General features: G+C 68.1%; 17 protein-coding genes. 11 read left to right on the top strand and 6 right to left on the bottom strand.

From position 1 onward, the window contains the following. Nucleotides 1-59 precede the first annotated feature (59 nt). Both pheA and serC read right to left on the bottom strand, forming a co-directional pair. A complete protein-coding gene (gene pheA / locus IB228_RS12565; protein WP_192198752.1) occupies nt 60-1,220 on the bottom strand; it encodes a prephenate dehydratase in 1,161 nt (386 codons plus the stop codon). Between the two features lie 93 nt (nt 1,221-1,313). Continuing rightward, nucleotides 1,314-2,399 (bottom strand): phosphoserine transaminase, encoded by a 1,086-nt coding sequence (serC, locus tag IB228_RS12570; protein WP_192198753.1) that lies wholly within the window; start codon nt 2,397-2,399, stop codon nt 1,314-1,316. 211 nt (nt 2,400-2,610) lie between these two features. Between serC and msrP the strand changes: the two genes are divergently transcribed. After that, on the top strand, nt 2,611-3,579 hold the full coding sequence (gene msrP, locus IB228_RS12575; protein WP_192198754.1) for a protein-methionine-sulfoxide reductase catalytic subunit MsrP: 969 nt from the start codon (nt 2,611-2,613) through the stop codon (nt 3,577-3,579). 53 nt (nt 3,580-3,632) lie between these two features. After that, on the top strand, nt 3,633-4,268 hold the full coding sequence (gene msrQ / locus IB228_RS12580) for a protein-methionine-sulfoxide reductase heme-binding subunit MsrQ (RefSeq protein ID WP_192198755.1): 636 nt from the start codon (nt 3,633-3,635) through the stop codon (nt 4,266-4,268). Here the strand turns inward: msrQ and IB228_RS12585 are convergent. After that, complete coding sequence (locus IB228_RS12585) at nt 4,237-5,037, bottom strand: FHA domain-containing protein (protein ID WP_192198793.1); 801 nt, start codon at nt 5,035-5,037, stop codon at nt 4,237-4,239. The genes msrQ and IB228_RS12585 overlap by 32 nt on opposite strands. A gap of 95 nt (nt 5,038-5,132) precedes the next feature. On the opposite strand from IB228_RS12585, the gene IB228_RS12590 reads away from it, so the two are divergent. Continuing rightward, entirely contained in the window at nt 5,133-5,408 is a 276-nt protein-coding gene (locus tag IB228_RS12590; protein WP_183636873.1) for a polyhydroxyalkanoic acid system family protein, read from the top strand. 111 nt (nt 5,409-5,519) lie between these two features. On the opposite strand, the gene IB228_RS12595 is transcribed toward IB228_RS12590, so the two are convergent. Then, nucleotides 5,520-6,233 carry a hypothetical protein gene (locus tag IB228_RS12595; protein ID WP_183636875.1) on the bottom strand — a complete coding sequence of 238 codons (714 nt, stop codon included), beginning with the start codon at nt 6,231-6,233 and terminating at the stop codon, nt 5,520-5,522. An 86-nt stretch (nt 6,234-6,319) separates the two neighbouring features. Here IB228_RS12595 and IB228_RS12600 point away from each other — a divergent pair, with 86 nt between their 5' ends. The 4 genes from IB228_RS12600 (at nt 6,320) to IB228_RS12615 (ending at nt 9,862) form a co-directional block, all read left to right on the top strand. Then, entirely contained in the window at nt 6,320-7,561 is a 1,242-nt protein-coding gene (locus IB228_RS12600) for a patatin-like phospholipase family protein (protein ID WP_192198756.1), read from the top strand. Nucleotides 7,562-7,642: 81 nt separating this feature from the next. Further along, a complete protein-coding gene (locus IB228_RS12605; protein WP_192198757.1) occupies nt 7,643-8,230 on the top strand; it encodes a phasin family protein in 588 nt (195 codons plus the stop codon). A 292-nt stretch (nt 8,231-8,522) separates the two neighbouring features. After that, nucleotides 8,523-9,464, top strand: coding sequence for a restriction endonuclease (locus IB228_RS12610; RefSeq protein ID WP_192198758.1), 942 nt, complete (start codon nt 8,523-8,525; stop codon nt 9,462-9,464). Continuing rightward, nucleotides 9,449-9,862 (top strand): group II truncated hemoglobin, encoded by a 414-nt coding sequence (locus IB228_RS12615; protein WP_183636885.1) that lies wholly within the window; start codon nt 9,449-9,451, stop codon nt 9,860-9,862. The genes IB228_RS12610 and IB228_RS12615 overlap by 16 nt, the downstream gene beginning before the upstream one ends. 131 nt (nt 9,863-9,993) lie before the next feature. Here IB228_RS12615 and IB228_RS12620 read toward each other — a convergent pair whose 3' ends face one another. Beyond that, nucleotides 9,994-11,982: an SDR family oxidoreductase gene (locus tag IB228_RS12620; RefSeq protein WP_192198759.1), complete on the bottom strand. Its 1,989-nt coding sequence runs from the start codon at nt 11,980-11,982 to the stop codon at nt 9,994-9,996. A 145-nt stretch (nt 11,983-12,127) separates the two neighbouring features. On the opposite strand from IB228_RS12620, the gene IB228_RS12625 reads away from it, so the two are divergent. Together IB228_RS12625 and IB228_RS12630 are read left to right on the top strand one after the other, a co-directional pair. Further along, the gene (locus tag IB228_RS12625) at nt 12,128-12,385 is read left to right on the top strand and encodes an acyl-CoA-binding protein (RefSeq protein ID WP_183636889.1); all 258 of its coding nucleotides are present in this window, start codon (nt 12,128-12,130) and stop codon (nt 12,383-12,385) included. Nucleotides 12,386-12,389: 4 nt separating this feature from the next. Beyond that, a complete protein-coding gene (locus IB228_RS12630) occupies nt 12,390-13,016 on the top strand; it encodes a TetR/AcrR family transcriptional regulator (protein WP_183636892.1) in 627 nt (208 codons plus the stop codon). Nucleotides 13,017-13,144: 128 nt separating this feature from the next. Here the strand turns inward: IB228_RS12630 and IB228_RS12635 are convergent, their stop codons facing one another. Continuing rightward, the gene (locus tag IB228_RS12635; protein WP_192198760.1) at nt 13,145-13,534 is read right to left on the bottom strand and encodes a hypothetical protein; all 390 of its coding nucleotides are present in this window, start codon (nt 13,532-13,534) and stop codon (nt 13,145-13,147) included. 148 nt (nt 13,535-13,682) lie between these two features. Here IB228_RS12635 and IB228_RS12640 point away from each other — a divergent pair, with 148 nt between their 5' ends. Further along, nucleotides 13,683-14,537 (top strand): hypothetical protein, encoded by an 855-nt coding sequence (locus tag IB228_RS12640; protein WP_192198761.1) that lies wholly within the window; start codon nt 13,683-13,685, stop codon nt 14,535-14,537. Next, a complete protein-coding gene (locus IB228_RS12645; protein WP_192198762.1) occupies nt 14,515-15,120 on the top strand; it encodes a hypothetical protein in 606 nt (201 codons plus the stop codon). The genes IB228_RS12640 and IB228_RS12645 overlap by 23 nt, the downstream gene beginning before the upstream one ends. Nucleotides 15,121-15,463 lie beyond the last annotated feature (343 nt).

Here is a 15,463-nt window from a genome sequence, read left to right on the forward strand (position 1 = left end):
AGAGCCGGTCGGAGTTCGCTTTCAACGAATCCCGAATCCCGACTCCCGAATCCCGGCCCTCAAGGCACCGCCACCGGGTAGGAGCCGAGGATCTTGATCTGGGCGGAGTGCGCCTCGAGTTCGGCCAGGGCCTGCTTCATGCCTTCGTCGTCGACATGGCCGGCCAGATCGATGAAGAAGCCATATTCCCACTTGGCGTGGTGCGAGGGCCGCGATTCGATCCGGTTCATGCTGATGCCGTGGCGCGCGAACGGGCTGAGCACGTCGAACAGCGCGCCGGGCTTGTCATGGATGAAGACCAGCACCGAAGTGCGGTCGTGGCCCGACGGCGGGAAGATGCTGCGGCCGATGACCAGGAAGCGGGTGGTGTTGTCCTTGTCGTCCTGGATCGGGCTCATCACCACTTTCTTGAGGCCGTAGACATGGCCGGCGCTCTCGCCGGCGATACAGGCGGCGTCATCGGAGTTGCGCGCACGGCGCGCGCCCTCGGCGTTGCTGGACACCGGAATCTTCTCGACCTTGGGCAGGTTGGCGCGCAGCCAGCCGGCGGTCTGGGCGAAGGATTGCGGGTGGCCGTAGATGCGCTCGATGTCGTCGATGCGGCCGGTGCGCGAGAGCAGGAACTGGTGCACGCGCAGCTCGACTTCGCCGCAGATCTTCAGGTTGGAGGTAAGGAACATGTCCAGGGTGACCTGGATGGTGCCCTGCCCCGAGTTCTCCACCGGCACCACACCGAAATCGGCGTTGCCGCTTTCCACTTCCTGGAACACTTCCTCGATGCTCGCCAGCGGCAGGCCATGCGCCGAACGGCCGAAGTGCTTGAGCACGGCCTGCTGGCTGAAGGTGCCTTCCGGTCCGAGGAAGCCGATCTTCAACGGCTCCTGCTGGGCCAGGCAGGCGGACATGATTTCGCGGAACACGTGCACCAGCACTTCGTCGCTGAGCGGACCCTCGTTGCGGTCCACCACCATCCGCAACACCTGCGCCTCGCGCTCGGGGCGGTAGTAGTCCACCGCCGCGGCCAGCTTGCCCTTGGCCTTGCCGACCTGGTGGGCGAAGCGCGCGCGCTCGGCGATCAGTTCCTGGATCTCGCGGTCGATGCCGTCGATCTTGGCGCGCACGTCGGCCAGCACCGGTGCGGCGACAGCGGATACGGCGGCCTTGCCGCGAGCGGGCGGCTTGGTGGTCTTGCCGGCGGTTTTCCTGGGCTTTGCGGCCATGTGTCTGTTCTCTGATGCTTCTTGTGGGAGCGACGTCAGTCGCGACCGGAAACCGTGTAGTCGCGACTGACGTCGCTCCCACAGTGAAATCGTTCAACCATTGCGCTGCTGGAAGTCGCGCATGAAATCCGCCAGCGCCTGCGCGCCGGCCAGCGGCATGGCGTTGTACAGCGAAGCGCGGATGCCACCGACCGCCTTGTGGCCCTTCAGCGCCAGCAGGCCGGCCTGCTTCGACTCGCTGACGAAGCGCGCGGTCAGTTCCTCGTCCGGCAGGAAGAACGGGATGTTCATCCGCGAACGCACCGCGGTCGCCACCTCGTTGCGGTAGAAGCCGCCCGAGCCGTCGATGGCCTGGTAGATCAGCGCCGACTTGGCCGCGTTGCGGCGCGCGAACTCGGCGACACCGCCTTCGTCCAGCATCCACTTCACGGTCAGGCCCAGCAGGTACCAGTTCCAGGTAGGCGGCGTATTGAGCATCGAATCGCGCGCGGCGTGCGAGCGGTAGTCGAAGATGTCGGCGCGTGGCTGGCCGGCGCGTTCCAGCAGGTCGCGGCGGACGATGACCACCGAGATGCCGACCGGGCCGAGGTTCTTCTGCGCGCCGGCGTAGATCAGCCCGAACTTCGAAACGTCCAATGGTTCGGAGGCGATATTCGAGCTGAAGTCGGCGAACAGCGGCGCTGCGCCCACGTCCGGCACGTCGCGGAACTCGAGGCCGTGGATGGTTTCGTTGGCGGTGATATGCACGTAGGCCGCGTCGTCGCTCAACCGCCAGTCGGCGCGGGCCGGAATGTCGCGGAACCCGCCCGGCTCGCCGTCGGCGGCCACGTTGACGGCCACGTACGGCTTGGCCTGCTTGACCGCGGTCTTGCCCCAGTGGCCACTGACCACGTAGTCGACAGCCTGCCCCGGAGCGGCGAAGTTCAGCGGCAGCAGCGCCTGCTGGGTGGTGGCGCCGCCGGCCAGGAACAGCACGGCGTAATCGTCGGGGATGGACAGCAGGGTCCGCAGATCCGCTTCGGCCTGGGCGGCCACCGCGATGAAGTCCGCGCTGCGATGACTGATTTCGACGATGGAGGCGCCGACACCGTTCCATTCCAGCATTTCGGCCTGCGCCTGCCGCAATACCGGTTCGGGAAGGGTGGCGGGACCGGCACTGAAGTTGAACGCGCGCGTCATAAGGCACCTGAACGGGGAAGCCGTAGTATGCCGCAGTGCATCAGTTGCAGGGGCAACCTTTCCCGCCCGGCCCGGTCTTTTTTCGCGCGGCGCAGGCTGTCCGGCGTATAAACGGAATGCCGCCGGAGCGACGCGACGCGGATTCCGGCGAAACCTTCCGGGCGATTGGCGCCTCTGTTTTCCTGTCCACGACTGTCGTTTGGAGTTTCCCATGTCCCTCCGGGATGCCCTCAGGATTCCCGCTTCCGAAATCACCGATGAAGCGGTCTACCGCCAGCGCCGCGATCTGCTGCGCGCGATGGCGTTCGCCCCCGCCCTGGCGCTGGCCGGCTGCGCCGACGCCGAACCGCCGCCGCCGCCCCGGACCGCGCTGACGCCCGAACAGGTCCGCTCGGGCTTCCGGACCGACGAGGCGCTGACCCGCTACGAGGACGTCACCACCTACAACAACTTCTATGAGTTCGGCACCGGCAAGGCCGACCCGTCCACCGCCCGCAAGACCCTGCGCACCTCGCCGTGGTCGGTGGTGGTCGGCGGCGAATGCGAGCGTCCGGGCAAGCTGGCGCTGGAGGATCTGGTCAAGGGCCTGAGCCCGGAGGAGCGGGTCTACCGGCTGCGCTGCGTGGAAGGCTGGTCGATGGTGATTCCCTGGCTGGGCGTGCCGCTGGGCGCGGTGTTGAAGAAGTTCGCGCCGACCTCCAAGGCCCGCTACGTCGCCTTCACCACCCTGGCCGATCCGGTGCAGATGCCGGGCATCCGCTACCGCTCGATCGAGTGGCCCTACAAGGAGGGCCTGCGCATCGACGAGGCGATGCACCCGCTGACCCTGCTCGCCACCGGCTTGTACGGCAAGCCACTGCCGCAGCAGAACGGCGCGCCGCTGCGGCTGGTGGTGCCGTGGAAATACGGCTTCAAGAGCATCAAGTCGATCGTGGCGATCACCTTCGTGGAGAAGATGCCCGAGACCGCCTGGCACGAACTGCAGCCGTCGGAGTACGGGTTCTTCTCCAACGTCAATCCGGCCGTCGATCACCCGCGCTGGAGCCAGAAGACCGAACGCCGCATCGCCGGCACCACCAACCGGGTGTTCGCCGAGCGCATCCCGACCCGCCTGTTCAACGGTTACGGCCCGCAGGTCGCCTCGATGTACGCGGGGCTGGATCTGAAGAAGTGGTATTGAAGTGATATGCGATTGACCAGGAACGCCAGGCGGACTGGCGACGGCGCCGCGGCATGAACCGGGCCAGGCCATCTTCCCGTCTGTGGCTGGTCAAGACGCTGGTGCACGCGCTGGCGCTGACGCCGCTGGCGATCCTGGCGTGGCAGTTCTGGTCGGTGCTGAGCACCGGCAGCGACGCGCTCGGCGCCGATCCTGTCGCCGAAGTCGAACATCGCACCGGACTGTGGGCGCTGCGGATGCTGATGATCGCGCTGGCCATCACGCCGCTGCGGCAACTCACCGGCCAGGCCGTGCTGATCCGGTTCCGGCGCATGCTGGGCCTGTACGCGTTCTTCTACGCCACCCTGCACCTGACCTGCTACCTGGTCCTGGACCTGCAGGGCTACTGGACGCAGATTTTCGAGGAAATCGCCAAGCGGCCCTACATCACCGTGGGCTTCACCGCCTGGCTGCTGCTGGTCCCGCTGGCGATCACGTCCACCCAGGGCTGGATCCGGCGGCTGGGTCGCCGCTGGGGCCAGTTGCACAAGGTCGTCTACGCGGTCGGCGTGCTGGCCGTGCTGCACTTCTGGTGGCTGGTGAAATCGGACATCCGCGAGCCCCTGCTCTACGCCGCCATCCTGGCGCTGCTGCTGGGCTGGCGGCTGGGCAAGCGCCTCAGCCGGAGCCGAACAGCAGCAGCGCGCTGAGCGCGGCGGCCAGCAGCAACGCCGCCAGCAGCAGCCAGGGCCAGCGCCGCACGGTACCGGCGCGCCGGAGCGGTGGTGCTTCGGTTTCCGCCGGCCCGATCGGCTCGCGTTCGGTTTCGCCCAAGGGCGCGTCGGCGCGGGTCCATGGCACTTCCACCACGAATCGGTGCTGGGGATCGAACACCAGTTGATCGCCGGCCACCAGCAGCGCCTCGCGCGTCGCCACCCCGTTCACCAGGCTGCCGTCGGCCGATCCCAGATCCCGCAGCAGCACCCGGTCACCCTGCACTTCCAGGTGCGCGTGGCGCTCGGCGAACACCGGATCGTCCACCCGAATGGCCGCCTCGCGGGCGCGGCCGACCAGCACCTGGCGCAGCAGCGGGATGCTGCGGCCGTGGTACTTGCCACCCACGCCACGCAGGATGATGCGGGGATCCGGCGCGGCGGGCATCGGCTCGGACGCGGGTTCCGGCGGCAGGTGCGATGCCTGCAACAGCAGTTCGACGCTGTCCACGTAGATGGTGTCGCCGGCGCGCAGCAGCGCCATCTGCTGGACCGGGCGTCCGTTCACGTGCACCCCCCGCATGCCGGTGGGGACCTGCAGCCACAGGCCGCGGCGATCCACGCAGATGCGCACCAGCAGGGCGCCCTGGAGGTGATCGCCGACACCGACGTGACCGGAGGCTTCGCGCACGATCCGGTGCACGCCCATCGACAGCGGGCGATCCGGTTGCGCGCGGTTGGAGAAATGAAGTCGCAGTTGTTCCACCGGCGGCAGACTAGCGCACGCGAGGCATCGCATCCACCCTGCTTGCGAATGTGAACGGCTTGCGGACAATAGGCGGCCAATCCGGAGAGAACGCCATGGCTACCATCGACATCGTCCACGAGCACAGCAAGACCCCGACGCAGGCGAGGAAGGCAGTGGAAGACGTGGCGCGCAAACTCGCCGAGCGCTTCGACATGGATTACGGCTGGGACGGCGATACCCTGAATTTCCGCCGCTCCGGCGTCGATGGCCACATCGCGCTGCTGCCGAGCCAACTTCACGTCACCGCCGATCTGGGCTTCCTGCTGTCGGCGATGAAGGGCCCGATCGAATCGGAGATCCGCCGCGTGCTGGGCGAGAAGTTCGCCTGAGTCGGGCAAGCCCTGCCCCTGTGGGAGCGACGTGAGTCGCGAGCTTGGGTCGTTTCGCGCGGTCGTGAATCGCGCTTTCGCGACTTACGTCGCTCCCACACTTGGAGGGTATTACCCGAACGGCGCCGGATCGCCGGCGAACAGCCGCCGCGAGACTTCGCGTTCGGCCTGTTCGATGTCGCGGACGAACGACTTGCCGTCTCCCAACGCCGAGAACGCGGCGAAGCCGCGTTCCAGGAAACCCTGCAGGTCGCCCAGCCCGGTCGCCTTGGCCGGGCCACGCGATAGCTTGAGCAGGGTCAGCACCCCGGGCATCTTCACCGCCTTCGCCAGGCCCACGCCCAATCGCGCGATCAGGTCGATCTGGCGGGCGCGCAGGCGCGGCCGGCCGACCTGGCGGTAGGCCTGCGCGTACAGCGCCTCGTCCAGCCGCTTGCGGCGCGGGGCGAGCGTCTCCAGCGCCGCGGCCATGCGCAGGTCCAGGGCGTGGGTCAGCGCCCCAAGTTCGATCGCGTCGGCAACCGTCTCCAGCACCGCCGCCGGCAACAACCGCTGCATCATCGGCACGATCTTGGCGACGCTGGCGTCGCGGCGGCTGAAGTCCTGGTCGCCGTAGACATCGGTGAGGAAGAACATCGCCGCCCCCCGCCGGCGCGGGTCGGCGAGGAAATGGCGGAAACTGCGCTCCAGCCGCGCGGCCTGCCAGCGCCGGAGCTCGGGCAGCCAGGCCAGCCGATTGCGCGGCTCGCGGCGGGGATCATGCAGGGCCTGGTGGCAGGCCAGGCGGCGGCCGAGCCGCTCGCCGACGGAAGAAGGACGGGCCATGAACGGATGATCCGGGCCCATCCCGCCGCCCGCAAGCGGTCGCGCCGGTCGGCTACACTCGCCGCATCCTCCTGTGCGGGACCCGCATGCTCTCCATCCACAGTGCCCGTAAGCGCGGCGACGGCGGCCGGATCGGCCTGGCCATCGCCGGCGGCGGTCCCATCGGCGGCATGTACGAACTGGGCGCCCTGCGCGCGATGGACGAAGCCCTCGACGGCCTGGACCTGACCCGGCTGGACTGCTACGTCGGGGTGAGTTCCGGCGCCTTCCTCGCCGCCGGCCTGGCCAACCGGATGAGCACCGCCGAGATCTGCCGGATCTTCATCACCGGCACCAGCGATGACGCCGAATTCCGGCCCGAGACGTTCCTGCGCCCCAACGTCAACGAGTACCTGCGCCGGCTGGCCAGCCTGCCTGGCCTGTACGCGCAGTGGGCGCAGCGGCTGCTGCGCAACCCGGGCAAGGCGGTGCGCTGGTCGGATCTGATCCTGCGCTTCGGCGGATTGGTGCCCACCGGCCTGTTCGACAACGCCGGGGTGGAGGATTTCCTCCGCGACGTGTTCAGCCGGCGGGGCCGCAGCAACAACTTCCGTACCCTCGGCGCGGACCTGTTCGTGGTGGCGGTGGATCTGGATACCGGCGAGGCGGTCCGGTTCGGCGAACGCGGCTGGGACGACGTGCCGATCTCGCAGGCGGTGCAGGCCAGCGCGGCCCTGCCCGGCCTGTATCCGCCGGTGGAAATCCGCGGCCGCCATTTCCTGGACGGCGCGCTGCGCCGGACCATGCATGCCTCCACCGTGCTGGATCGCGACATCGACCTGATGATCGGCATCAACCCGCTGGTGCCGTTCGACGCCACCCGCGCGGCCCCGCAGGCCGACGAGGCCGAGCAGGTCGGGCTGGCCAGCGGCGGCCTGCCGGCGGTGCTCTCGCAGACGCTGCGCACGCTGCTGCAGTCGCGCATGCAGATCGGCCTGGAAAAGTACCCGCTGCGATATCCGGACATCGATCAGCTGGTGTTCGAGCCCAACGCCGGCGACAGCGAGCTGTTCTTCACCAATCTGTTCAGTTTTTCCTCGCGCCACCGGGTCTGCCAGTTGGCCTACCGCAATACCCTGGCCGATCTGCGCCGGCGCGCGCCGGTGCTGCAACCGATGCTGGCCGCGCACGGCATCCGCCTGCGCCGCGACATCATCGACGACCCGCACCGGTCCATCCTCGACGGCCTCGACATCGCGCCGCGCATGACCGACGCCACCGCGCGGCTGCGGCGTGCGCTGGACGACGTGGATCAATGGATCGCCGAGCACCGCGCCGCGCGCGCTTGAGAAACGGTCGCGCGCTGGTGTGAAAACTCTAGACCGGCCGCCGATTCTGGCGGACGTTCCCACCTCCATCGACGGAATCCCATGGCCACCCTGAAGAAATCCGCCCGCAAGAAGTCCGCCTCCGGTGCCCAGCAGGACAACCTGCAGACGCAGGCGCAACGCCTTTCCAAGAACCTCAGCGAATCGGCGCAGCAGGTGTGGCTGGCCGGCGTCGGCGCGTTCGGCCGCGCCCAGGCCGAAGGCAGCAAGCTGTTCGAAACCCTGGTCAAGGAAGGGTTGTCGCTGGAACAGACCACCCGCAAGCTCGCGGGCGGACGGGTCGATGCGGTCCGCGATGCGGTCGAAAGCACGGTCGGCCAGGCCCGCGAGCGCGCTTCCGACACCTGGGATCGGCTGGAGAAGGTGTTCGAGGACCGCGTGCAGCGCGCCCTGCGCCGCCTGGAAGTACCCAGCCGCGAGGATCTCGGCGCGTTGATCGATCGCGTCGATGCGCTCAATGCGGAACTGCGTCGGCTCGGTGGCGTTCCGTCCGCGCGCAAGCCGGCCCGCAAGGCCGCGCCCGCCGTGAAGAAGGCTGCCGCGACGAAGAAGGCGACGGCCGCCAAGCGCGCCACCGCCGGCGCAAAACGCACCAGCGCGAAGCGCGCGACGAAGAAAAACGCGGACTGAACGCACCCTGCCGGTGCAACCTGAAATCGGTCGAATTTCTTGTTGCAAGGCAACATGGATCGCGCAACAATCAGTCCCGGGCCCGCCAGTCCCCACGAAGTACGTATGCTCCCCTCCCCTTACGGCTTCGGACTGGCGGGCCTTCTTGTTTCCGGCGTCAGCCCGGCTTCCTGAACCCCGCCACCGCCCACGCGCTTCGCGCGGCCCGGGCCGTGTACTGGTTTTCCTGACAGCGGTTTGCCCACCGCTTGGTTAGAATCCGCCGACTCTTCGAACAACCCCCGCGGTATTCATGCTCTTCTGGCTGTCTGGACTGGCCGTTGCCCTGCTGACCGGTGTGGCCGTCAGCGTTTATCTGTGGTGGGTACGCCGCCGCAAGGATGAAATCGCGGCGGGCCTGCATGCGCTTTCCGGCCTGCGCTGGCGCGAATTCTCCCGATTGGTGCTGACCGCGCTGGAACGGCGCGGCATGGCCGTGGTCGCCGCGGGTCCGGACGAGACCCGCGACCCGCGCGGGATCTTTCCGCTCACCCTGCGCGGACAGCGCTGGCTGCTGTCGTGCAAGCACGGCTCGGCCTATCGCATCGGCGCCGCTTCGGTCGAGGAACTGGCTTCCAGCGTCCGCCTGGGCAATGCGGCCGGCGGCATCCTCGCCACCGAGGGACAACTCGAGCAGGAAGGCCGCGTCGCCGCCCAGAGCCACAACATCGAAGTACTGGACGGCCCGCGCCTGTGGGACGAACTGGCGCCACTGGTCGAACCCGACCTGCGCCAGCAGATCGTCGGCCACGCCGCCGCGCGCGCCAAACGCCACATCGCCATCGGCTGGTTGGGCAGCGTGGCGGTGGGCGCGCTGGTGGCGACGGCGCTGGCCAATTCGGGACTCGGGGTCGAAGACCCCGCCGCGCCCGCGACGCCGGTGCCCGCGCCCGCATCCAGCGCGGCGCCCGCCGCGAACCCGGTGGCGGTTTACCGTGAACCGACCGAGGCGGAACTCGAGGAGCAACGGATGGCGGTGTCTCGCGCCCTGTCGGGGACGCCCGGCGTGGTTCGCGGCGTGTGGCAGACCCGGCTGACGCTGGTGGTGGACTACCAGGGCGACGAGACCGGGATCTGGTCCCGGATCTGCCAGCAGGTGGAGCTCTACCCGGCGCTGCGCACGGTCCGCGTGCAGCTCAATCCCCCTGCCGGCAGCAAGGAGCCGGTACGCTGGCGCCAATGCAAGACGATCTGACGCCTTACCAGCGCATCGGCGGCGAAGCCGGTGTGCGCAAGCTGACCCGGCGCATGTACGCCCTGATGGACGCGCTGCCCGAAGCGGCCGCGGTCCGTGCGATCCATCCGCCGGAACTGGCGGACAGCGAGCAGAAGCTGTTCGAGTTCCTGAGTGGCTGGCTGGGCGGTCCGCCCTTGTTCACCGAACGCCGGGGCGCGCCGATGCTGCGCGCCCGCCATCTGCCGTTCGCGATCGGCATGGACGAGGCCAGCGGCTGGCTCGCGTGTTTCCACCAGGCCATGGAGGAAACCGTGGCGGATGCGGATCTGCGCGAGTTCCTGTGGAGCCGGATCGAACCCCTGGCGCTGCACATGCGCAACCAGCAGGCGCTGCCCGCGGGCTGGACGGGCGCCTGACCACGGCGCGTAGAGCGGAGCTCGCTCCGCTGCCCTGGCTTTTTCCCCGCGCCCGTTCCCGCTTGATGCACGGGCGGTCCTGATCCGCCGGGATCCCAGGAGAGTCCCGGCGCGGCGGAGCAAGCGCCGCTCTACCAGTGGACGCCGCGCATCAGGGCCGCGAAGGCGATCTGTTCCTGGCTGGGCGCGGCTTCCTTCAACGCCTGCCGATCGCCCTTGGCCGCCGCCGAATCCGGGAACAGTTCGAACGCCGTGCTCATGATCACCTCGTAGGCCTTCGGCGCCACCGCGTTGACCAGCGCGGCGAAGATGCCCAGGCGGGTGGCGATGCGGCTGGGCTTCTCAATGATGCCCTTCACCACCAGATCCGCCGCTTCCTCCGGGGTCAGCGTCGGCACGCTGTCGTACATCTTGGTCGGGGCGATCATCGGGGTCTTCACCAGCGGCATGTTGATGGTGGTGAAGCTGATGCCCTTGCCCGACAACTCGCCCTGCGCGCAGCGGCTGAACGCGTCCAGCGCCGCCTTCGAGGCGACATAGGCCGAGAAGCGCGGCGAATTGGCCAGCACGCCGATCGAACTGATGTTGATGATGTGGCCCTTGCGGCGGTGGGTCATGCTCGGCAGGAAGCCCATGATCAGGCGCAGGCTGCCGAAGTAGTTCAACTGCATGGTCCGCTCGAAATCGTGGAAGCGGTCGTAGCTGAGCTCGATCGAGCGGCGGATGGAGCGGCCGGCGTTGTTGATCAGCACGTCGACGTGGCCATGTTCGTCCAGCACCTGGCGGATCAGGCGATCGCAGTCGGCCATGTCCGCCAGGTCCGCGGTATAGGCGAACACCTTGCCGCCCTTGGCCTTCATCTCGTCACGGGCCTTGAACAGTTCCTCCTCGCCGCGCGCCACGATCACCGTCACCGCACCGGCCTCGGCCACCCGCTGCGCGGTGGACAGGCCGATGCCGGAAGAACCGCCGGTGATGACCACGACCTTGTTGCGCACCTTGCCCTTGAGCGAGCGATCCACGAACAGGTCCGGATCCAGGTGCCGTTCCCAGTAGTCCCACAGGCGCCAGGCGTACCCGTCCAGGCGCGGCACCGCGATGTTCGTGCCCTTGAGCGCGCGCTCGGTCTCGCGGCTGTCGAAACGGGTCGGATAGGTGATGAACTTGAGGACTTCCTTCGGGATCTTGAAGTCGCGCAGCAGCATGCCGATGAAACGGCGCACCGGCGGCAGGTTGCCGACCGCCGCGCGGATGCCGCTGGGCACGAACGCGAACATGCGCGCGTCCAACCGCATGGTCATTTCCGGCGCGTGGCCGGCGCGGCAGAAGGTATTGAGCACCTCGCCGACCCGCATCGGCTCCGGGTCGGTCAGGTGGAAGGTGTGGCCATCCAGCTTGGGCTTGTGGGCGATGTGATCCATCGCGTCGGCGACGAAATCCACCGGCACGATGTTGATGCGTCCACCCTCGATGCCCAGCACCGGCACCCATTGCGGCAGCAGCTCGCGCAGTTTCTTGATCAGGGTGAAGAAGTAGTACGGGCCGTCGATCTTGTCGATCTCGCCGGTCTTCGAATGCCCGACCACCATGCCGGGGCGGTAGATGCGCCACTTGAAGCGGGTTTCCCTGCGCACCATCGCCTCGGAATCGTGCTTGGTGCGCAGGTAGGGATCGTCCAGGCCCTCGGCTTCCTCGAACATGTCCTCGCGGAAGATGCCCGGGTAGAGGCCGGCGGCGGCGATCGAACTGGTGTGGTGGAACAGCGGCACCTTCAGCGCCGCGGCCAGGTCCAGCGCATGGCGGGTGCCGTCGATGTTGGCGGCCTGCTGCGCCTCCACGCTGGCGGTCAGATCGTAGACCGCGGCCAGGTGGAAGAAATGCTTGATCTTGCCGTTCAGATTGCGCAGCTGGGTGGGTGTGAGTCCGCAGCGCGGTTTGGTCATGTCGCCCGCCACCGCCACCACCCGCTTCGGATCCCAGCCGGACTTCCTGGCGATGGCGTCGAATTTCTTCTGCGAATCCTTGCGTACCAGCACGTACACCGTGCCACTGCGCTTGAGCAGGTTGGAAACCAGGTAGCGGCCGATGAATCCGGTGGCGCCGGTGACGAAGTAGCTCATGAGTACCGTCCCGTGTAGGCGGGCGGGCCCTCCGCCCGCCCTGCGGCCTAACTTGCCAGAGCCTCCCGGCTTCCACAATCCCGCCCCGATTGACCCGTCATGTCCCGCGTGGTGTGATGCCGCCACTATTGGGAGGTAGTCATCCATGTCCGACCTGAAATCCGCTTTCGAACAGGCTTCCCGCGACATCCAGGGCCTGGCCGAGCGACCCGACAACGAAACCCTGCTGCGCCTGTACGCGCTCTACAAGCAGGGCGCGGAAGGCGACGTCAAGGGCGACAAGCCCGGTTTCTTCGACTTCGTCGGCACCGCAAAGTACGAGGCCTGGGCCAAGCTCAAGGGCACCGCGTCGGAGGATGCGCAGAAGAAGTACGTGGATCTGGTGAAGAAGCTGCTCGCCTGAGACCGTGGCGCGCGACACCCGCCAGCGCATCCTCGACGCCTCGCTCGCGATGTTCAATGCGCAGGGCGAGCCGCACGTCACCACCAACCATATCGCCGACGAGCTGGAGATCAGTCCCGGCAACCTGTACTACCACTTCCGCAACAAGGACGACATCATCGAACAACTGTTCGCCCGCTACGAGGAGCGGATGGATGTCGCCCTCACCGCGCCGGTGGACCGCCTGCCGGGGCTGGAGGACATCTGGCTGCAATTGCACCTGGTGTTCGAGTGCATCTGGGACTACCGCTTCCTGTACCGGGATCTGGTCGAGATCCTCAGCCGCAACCGTCGCCTGCGGATCCGCTTCGCCCGCCTGCTCAAGCGCGCCGATGACAGCGCGCATGCAGTGATGCGTGGACTCGGCCAGGCCGGGGTGATGCGCGCCTCGGCCGCGGAACTGGCGGCCACCGCGACCAATATCCTGGTGGTGGCCACGTTCTGGTTGAACTACGCGGCCGCGCGCGGGGACAAGGACGAGCAGATCGCCATCCGCCACGGCATCGTGCAGGTGATGATGCTGGTGGCGCCGTTCCTGCGCGATGCCGAGCGGGTGCATCTGAATACGCTGACGTCCGCCTACGTCGACTGACGTGCAGCGGAGCTCGCTCCGCTGCCTGTGCCTGTCCGTTGAACGGCGGATGCGCCATCGACCGCGAAGGCGCAGGCCCGCGAAGGCAAACGCCATCGCAGCGGAGCAAGCTCCGCTCTACCCTGCAATCAGGCCCGGGCGCGCTTGCGGGTCGTGGCCTTGCCCGCGCCCGTGCGCTTGCGCGCCGCCGGCCGCGCCGGCTTGCCGGTGGCACTCTTGCGGCGGGTCTTCGCGGCTGGACGCGCGGACGCCAGGCCCAGCTTTTCCAGCACCGGCGCCAGGCGCGCCTCGACATCGGCGCTGAACTTCTCCACGCCCGCCTCGCCCTGCGCCCGCACTTCGCGCAGCGTGGCCTGTGCCTGCCGCGCGATGCGTTCAATGTCCTGCTTCGCCGCCGTCAGGCGCTGGGCTCCGCGGCGGCGCGCGATCGCGACCGCGCCGAGGCCGGCAAGCCAGACATGGCGGAGATTCGGTTCCGGGGCCTTGGCCCGCGGGGTGGTCCTGTTCCTGGCAGTCATGGGGGACTCCTCGACGCCGGCCACGGTGGCAGGCTTCCGGATTCGATGCTGAAGCCGCCGCATCGAGCAAACACACTAGCGGCGCGGGGCTTGTCAGCGGCAGGGGCTGCGGCCATGCTCATTCGAACCATCAAGGGAGGGAGTCGGCATGGCGGGCAAGCAGGCGAAATGGGCACCGTTTCCATTGGACGCCAAGGCGTTCAGCTACGCGGGCGACGCCTTGAAGAAGGCTTGGCCGGCGCTGCACGCCGGCGATGCCGAGCCCTACCCCGACAGCAAGCGTGCGCAGGCGTTGATCGACGCGGCCGGCAAGGCCGCCAAGGGCCAGGATGCCGCCGCGCTGGCGAGCGCGCTGCAGGAAGCCTGGCGGGCCTTCCATCGGGGCGATTTCCAGGCCGCCTTCGAGGCCGGCCAGGCACTCGGCCCGCTCGGCGCCTCGGTCGCGGTCAAGGCGCTGGGCATCCATGCGACCTATCTGGTCGATGACGAGGACGAGAAGCTCAAGCGCTTCGAACAGGCCGCCAGGCTGGCCGAGGCCGCGGTCAAGGCATTGCCGGACGAGGCCAACAGCCACTACCGCCATGCCTTCGCGCTGGGGCGATACAGCCAGGGTTTGAGCATCGTCAAGGCGCTCAAGCAGGGCATCGCCGGCAAGGTGCGCGAAGCGCTGGACGCCACCCTCGAACTGGCCCCCAAGCATGCCGAAGCGCATACCGCGCTGGCGCTGTACCACGCCGAGATCATCGACAAGATCGGCGCCATGATCGGCGGCCTGACCTATGGCGCCAAGGCCGCCGAGGCCGAATCGCACATCAAGACCGCGCTGAAGCTGACCCCGGACTCGCCCATCGCCCACGTCGAGCACGCCAACGTGCTGCTGCTGTTGTACGGCGACAAGAAGGAGGACGCGGCGGCGGCGGCTTTCGAGAAGGCCGGCAAGCTGAAGCCGCGCGACGCCATGGAGGCCCTCGATGCCCGGCATGCGAACGAGCAGCTCGAATAAACGCTGCGCGGTGGCGTTGCTGCTGGCGTGCATCGGAACCGCGCAGGCTCAGCAGCGTCCGGTCCCGCCGATAGCGCCTTCGTCCGTGTCGGTCGCCCCGGCATCGACGAACGCGCCCGCGCAGGATTCGGTCGACGGAACCGGCGATCCGCTGTTCGATGCCCTCACCTGCCGCAGCGGTCCGGATATTGGCCGCCTGCTGCCACGCCTGCGCCGGGAACGTCCCGACGATTTCGTGCAGACCGAGCGGCAGTATTCGGACCCACCGATGGATCTGTACCGGCTGGAGACGCCGGTGCGGGCCTGGGGCCATGAAAGCGATGCGGTGGTCATCACCGCCAACCGGGTATTGATGGTGGTTGGCGGCAGCGCCGATGACGTCGCCCGCGTCCTGGAAGCCAGTCTTGCCGACAGCGAGACACCATTGTCCGGTCCGCTGGACGACCTGCATGCCCTGGTCCTGTACACGGAGGAGCGCCCGGGCCTGCAACAGCGCGTGCTGATCGGTTGCGAGTACCGCTTCCCGGATCTCTCGCTGCTTGAGGATCCGGACGACGCCTGGCGCAAGGCACCTGCGCCTTGAGTTCGAGCAGCGGAGCGAGCTCCGCTCTACGCCGGCCTTGTAGAGCCGAGCTTGCTCGGCTGCGGGCCCTGCGACGGGCGTAGTTGTGAAAAGAGCAGCGGAGCAAGCTCCGCTCTACGCCTGCCTTGTAGAGCCGAGCTTGCTCGGCTGCGGGGCCTTGCAACGGGTGACGTCGTGAAAGAGCAGCGGAGCGAGCTCCGCTCTACGCCGGCCTTGTAGAGCCGAGCTTGCTCGGCTGCGGGGCCCTGCAACGGGCGACGTCGCGAAAGAGCAGCGGAGCGGGCTCCGCTCTACGCCGGCCTTGTAGAGCCGAGCTTGCTCGGCAGCGGGACTCCTGACCGGC

Origin of the sequence: Pseudoxanthomonas sp. PXM04, assembly GCF_014851695.1 — a bacterium.
GTDB classification, from domain to species: Bacteria; Pseudomonadota; Gammaproteobacteria; order Xanthomonadales; family Xanthomonadaceae; genus Pseudoxanthomonas_A; species Pseudoxanthomonas_A beigongshangi.

Excerpts from the sequence above, each read along its gene's own strand:
- pheA (WP_192198752.1), bottom strand. The coding sequence starts at position 1,220 with ATGGCCGCAAAGCCCAGGAAAACCGCCGGCAAGACCACCAAGCCGCCC.
- serC (WP_192198753.1), bottom strand. The coding sequence starts at position 2,399 with ATGACGCGCGCGTTCAACTTCAGTGCCGGTCCCGCCACCCTTCCCGAA.
- msrP (WP_192198754.1), top strand. The coding sequence starts at position 2,611 with ATGTCCCTCCGGGATGCCCTCAGGATTCCCGCTTCCGAAATCACCGAT.
- msrQ (WP_192198755.1), top strand. The coding sequence starts at position 3,633 with ATGAACCGGGCCAGGCCATCTTCCCGTCTGTGGCTGGTCAAGACGCTG.
- IB228_RS12590 (WP_183636873.1), top strand. The coding sequence starts at position 5,133 with ATGGCTACCATCGACATCGTCCACGAGCACAGCAAGACCCCGACGCAG.
- IB228_RS12595 (WP_183636875.1), bottom strand. The coding sequence starts at position 6,233 with ATGGCCCGTCCTTCTTCCGTCGGCGAGCGGCTCGGCCGCCGCCTGGCC.
- IB228_RS12600 (WP_192198756.1), top strand. The coding sequence starts at position 6,320 with ATGCTCTCCATCCACAGTGCCCGTAAGCGCGGCGACGGCGGCCGGATC.
- IB228_RS12605 (WP_192198757.1), top strand. The coding sequence starts at position 7,643 with ATGGCCACCCTGAAGAAATCCGCCCGCAAGAAGTCCGCCTCCGGTGCC.
- IB228_RS12610 (WP_192198758.1), top strand. The coding sequence starts at position 8,523 with ATGCTCTTCTGGCTGTCTGGACTGGCCGTTGCCCTGCTGACCGGTGTG.
- IB228_RS12615 (WP_183636885.1), top strand. The coding sequence starts at position 9,449 with ATGCAAGACGATCTGACGCCTTACCAGCGCATCGGCGGCGAAGCCGGT.
- IB228_RS12620 (WP_192198759.1), bottom strand. The coding sequence starts at position 11,982 with ATGAGCTACTTCGTCACCGGCGCCACCGGATTCATCGGCCGCTACCTG.
- IB228_RS12625 (WP_183636889.1), top strand. The coding sequence starts at position 12,128 with ATGTCCGACCTGAAATCCGCTTTCGAACAGGCTTCCCGCGACATCCAG.
- IB228_RS12635 (WP_192198760.1), bottom strand. The coding sequence starts at position 13,534 with ATGACTGCCAGGAACAGGACCACCCCGCGGGCCAAGGCCCCGGAACCG.
- IB228_RS12640 (WP_192198761.1), top strand. The coding sequence starts at position 13,683 with ATGGCGGGCAAGCAGGCGAAATGGGCACCGTTTCCATTGGACGCCAAG.
- IB228_RS12645 (WP_192198762.1), top strand. The coding sequence starts at position 14,515 with ATGCGAACGAGCAGCTCGAATAAACGCTGCGCGGTGGCGTTGCTGCTG.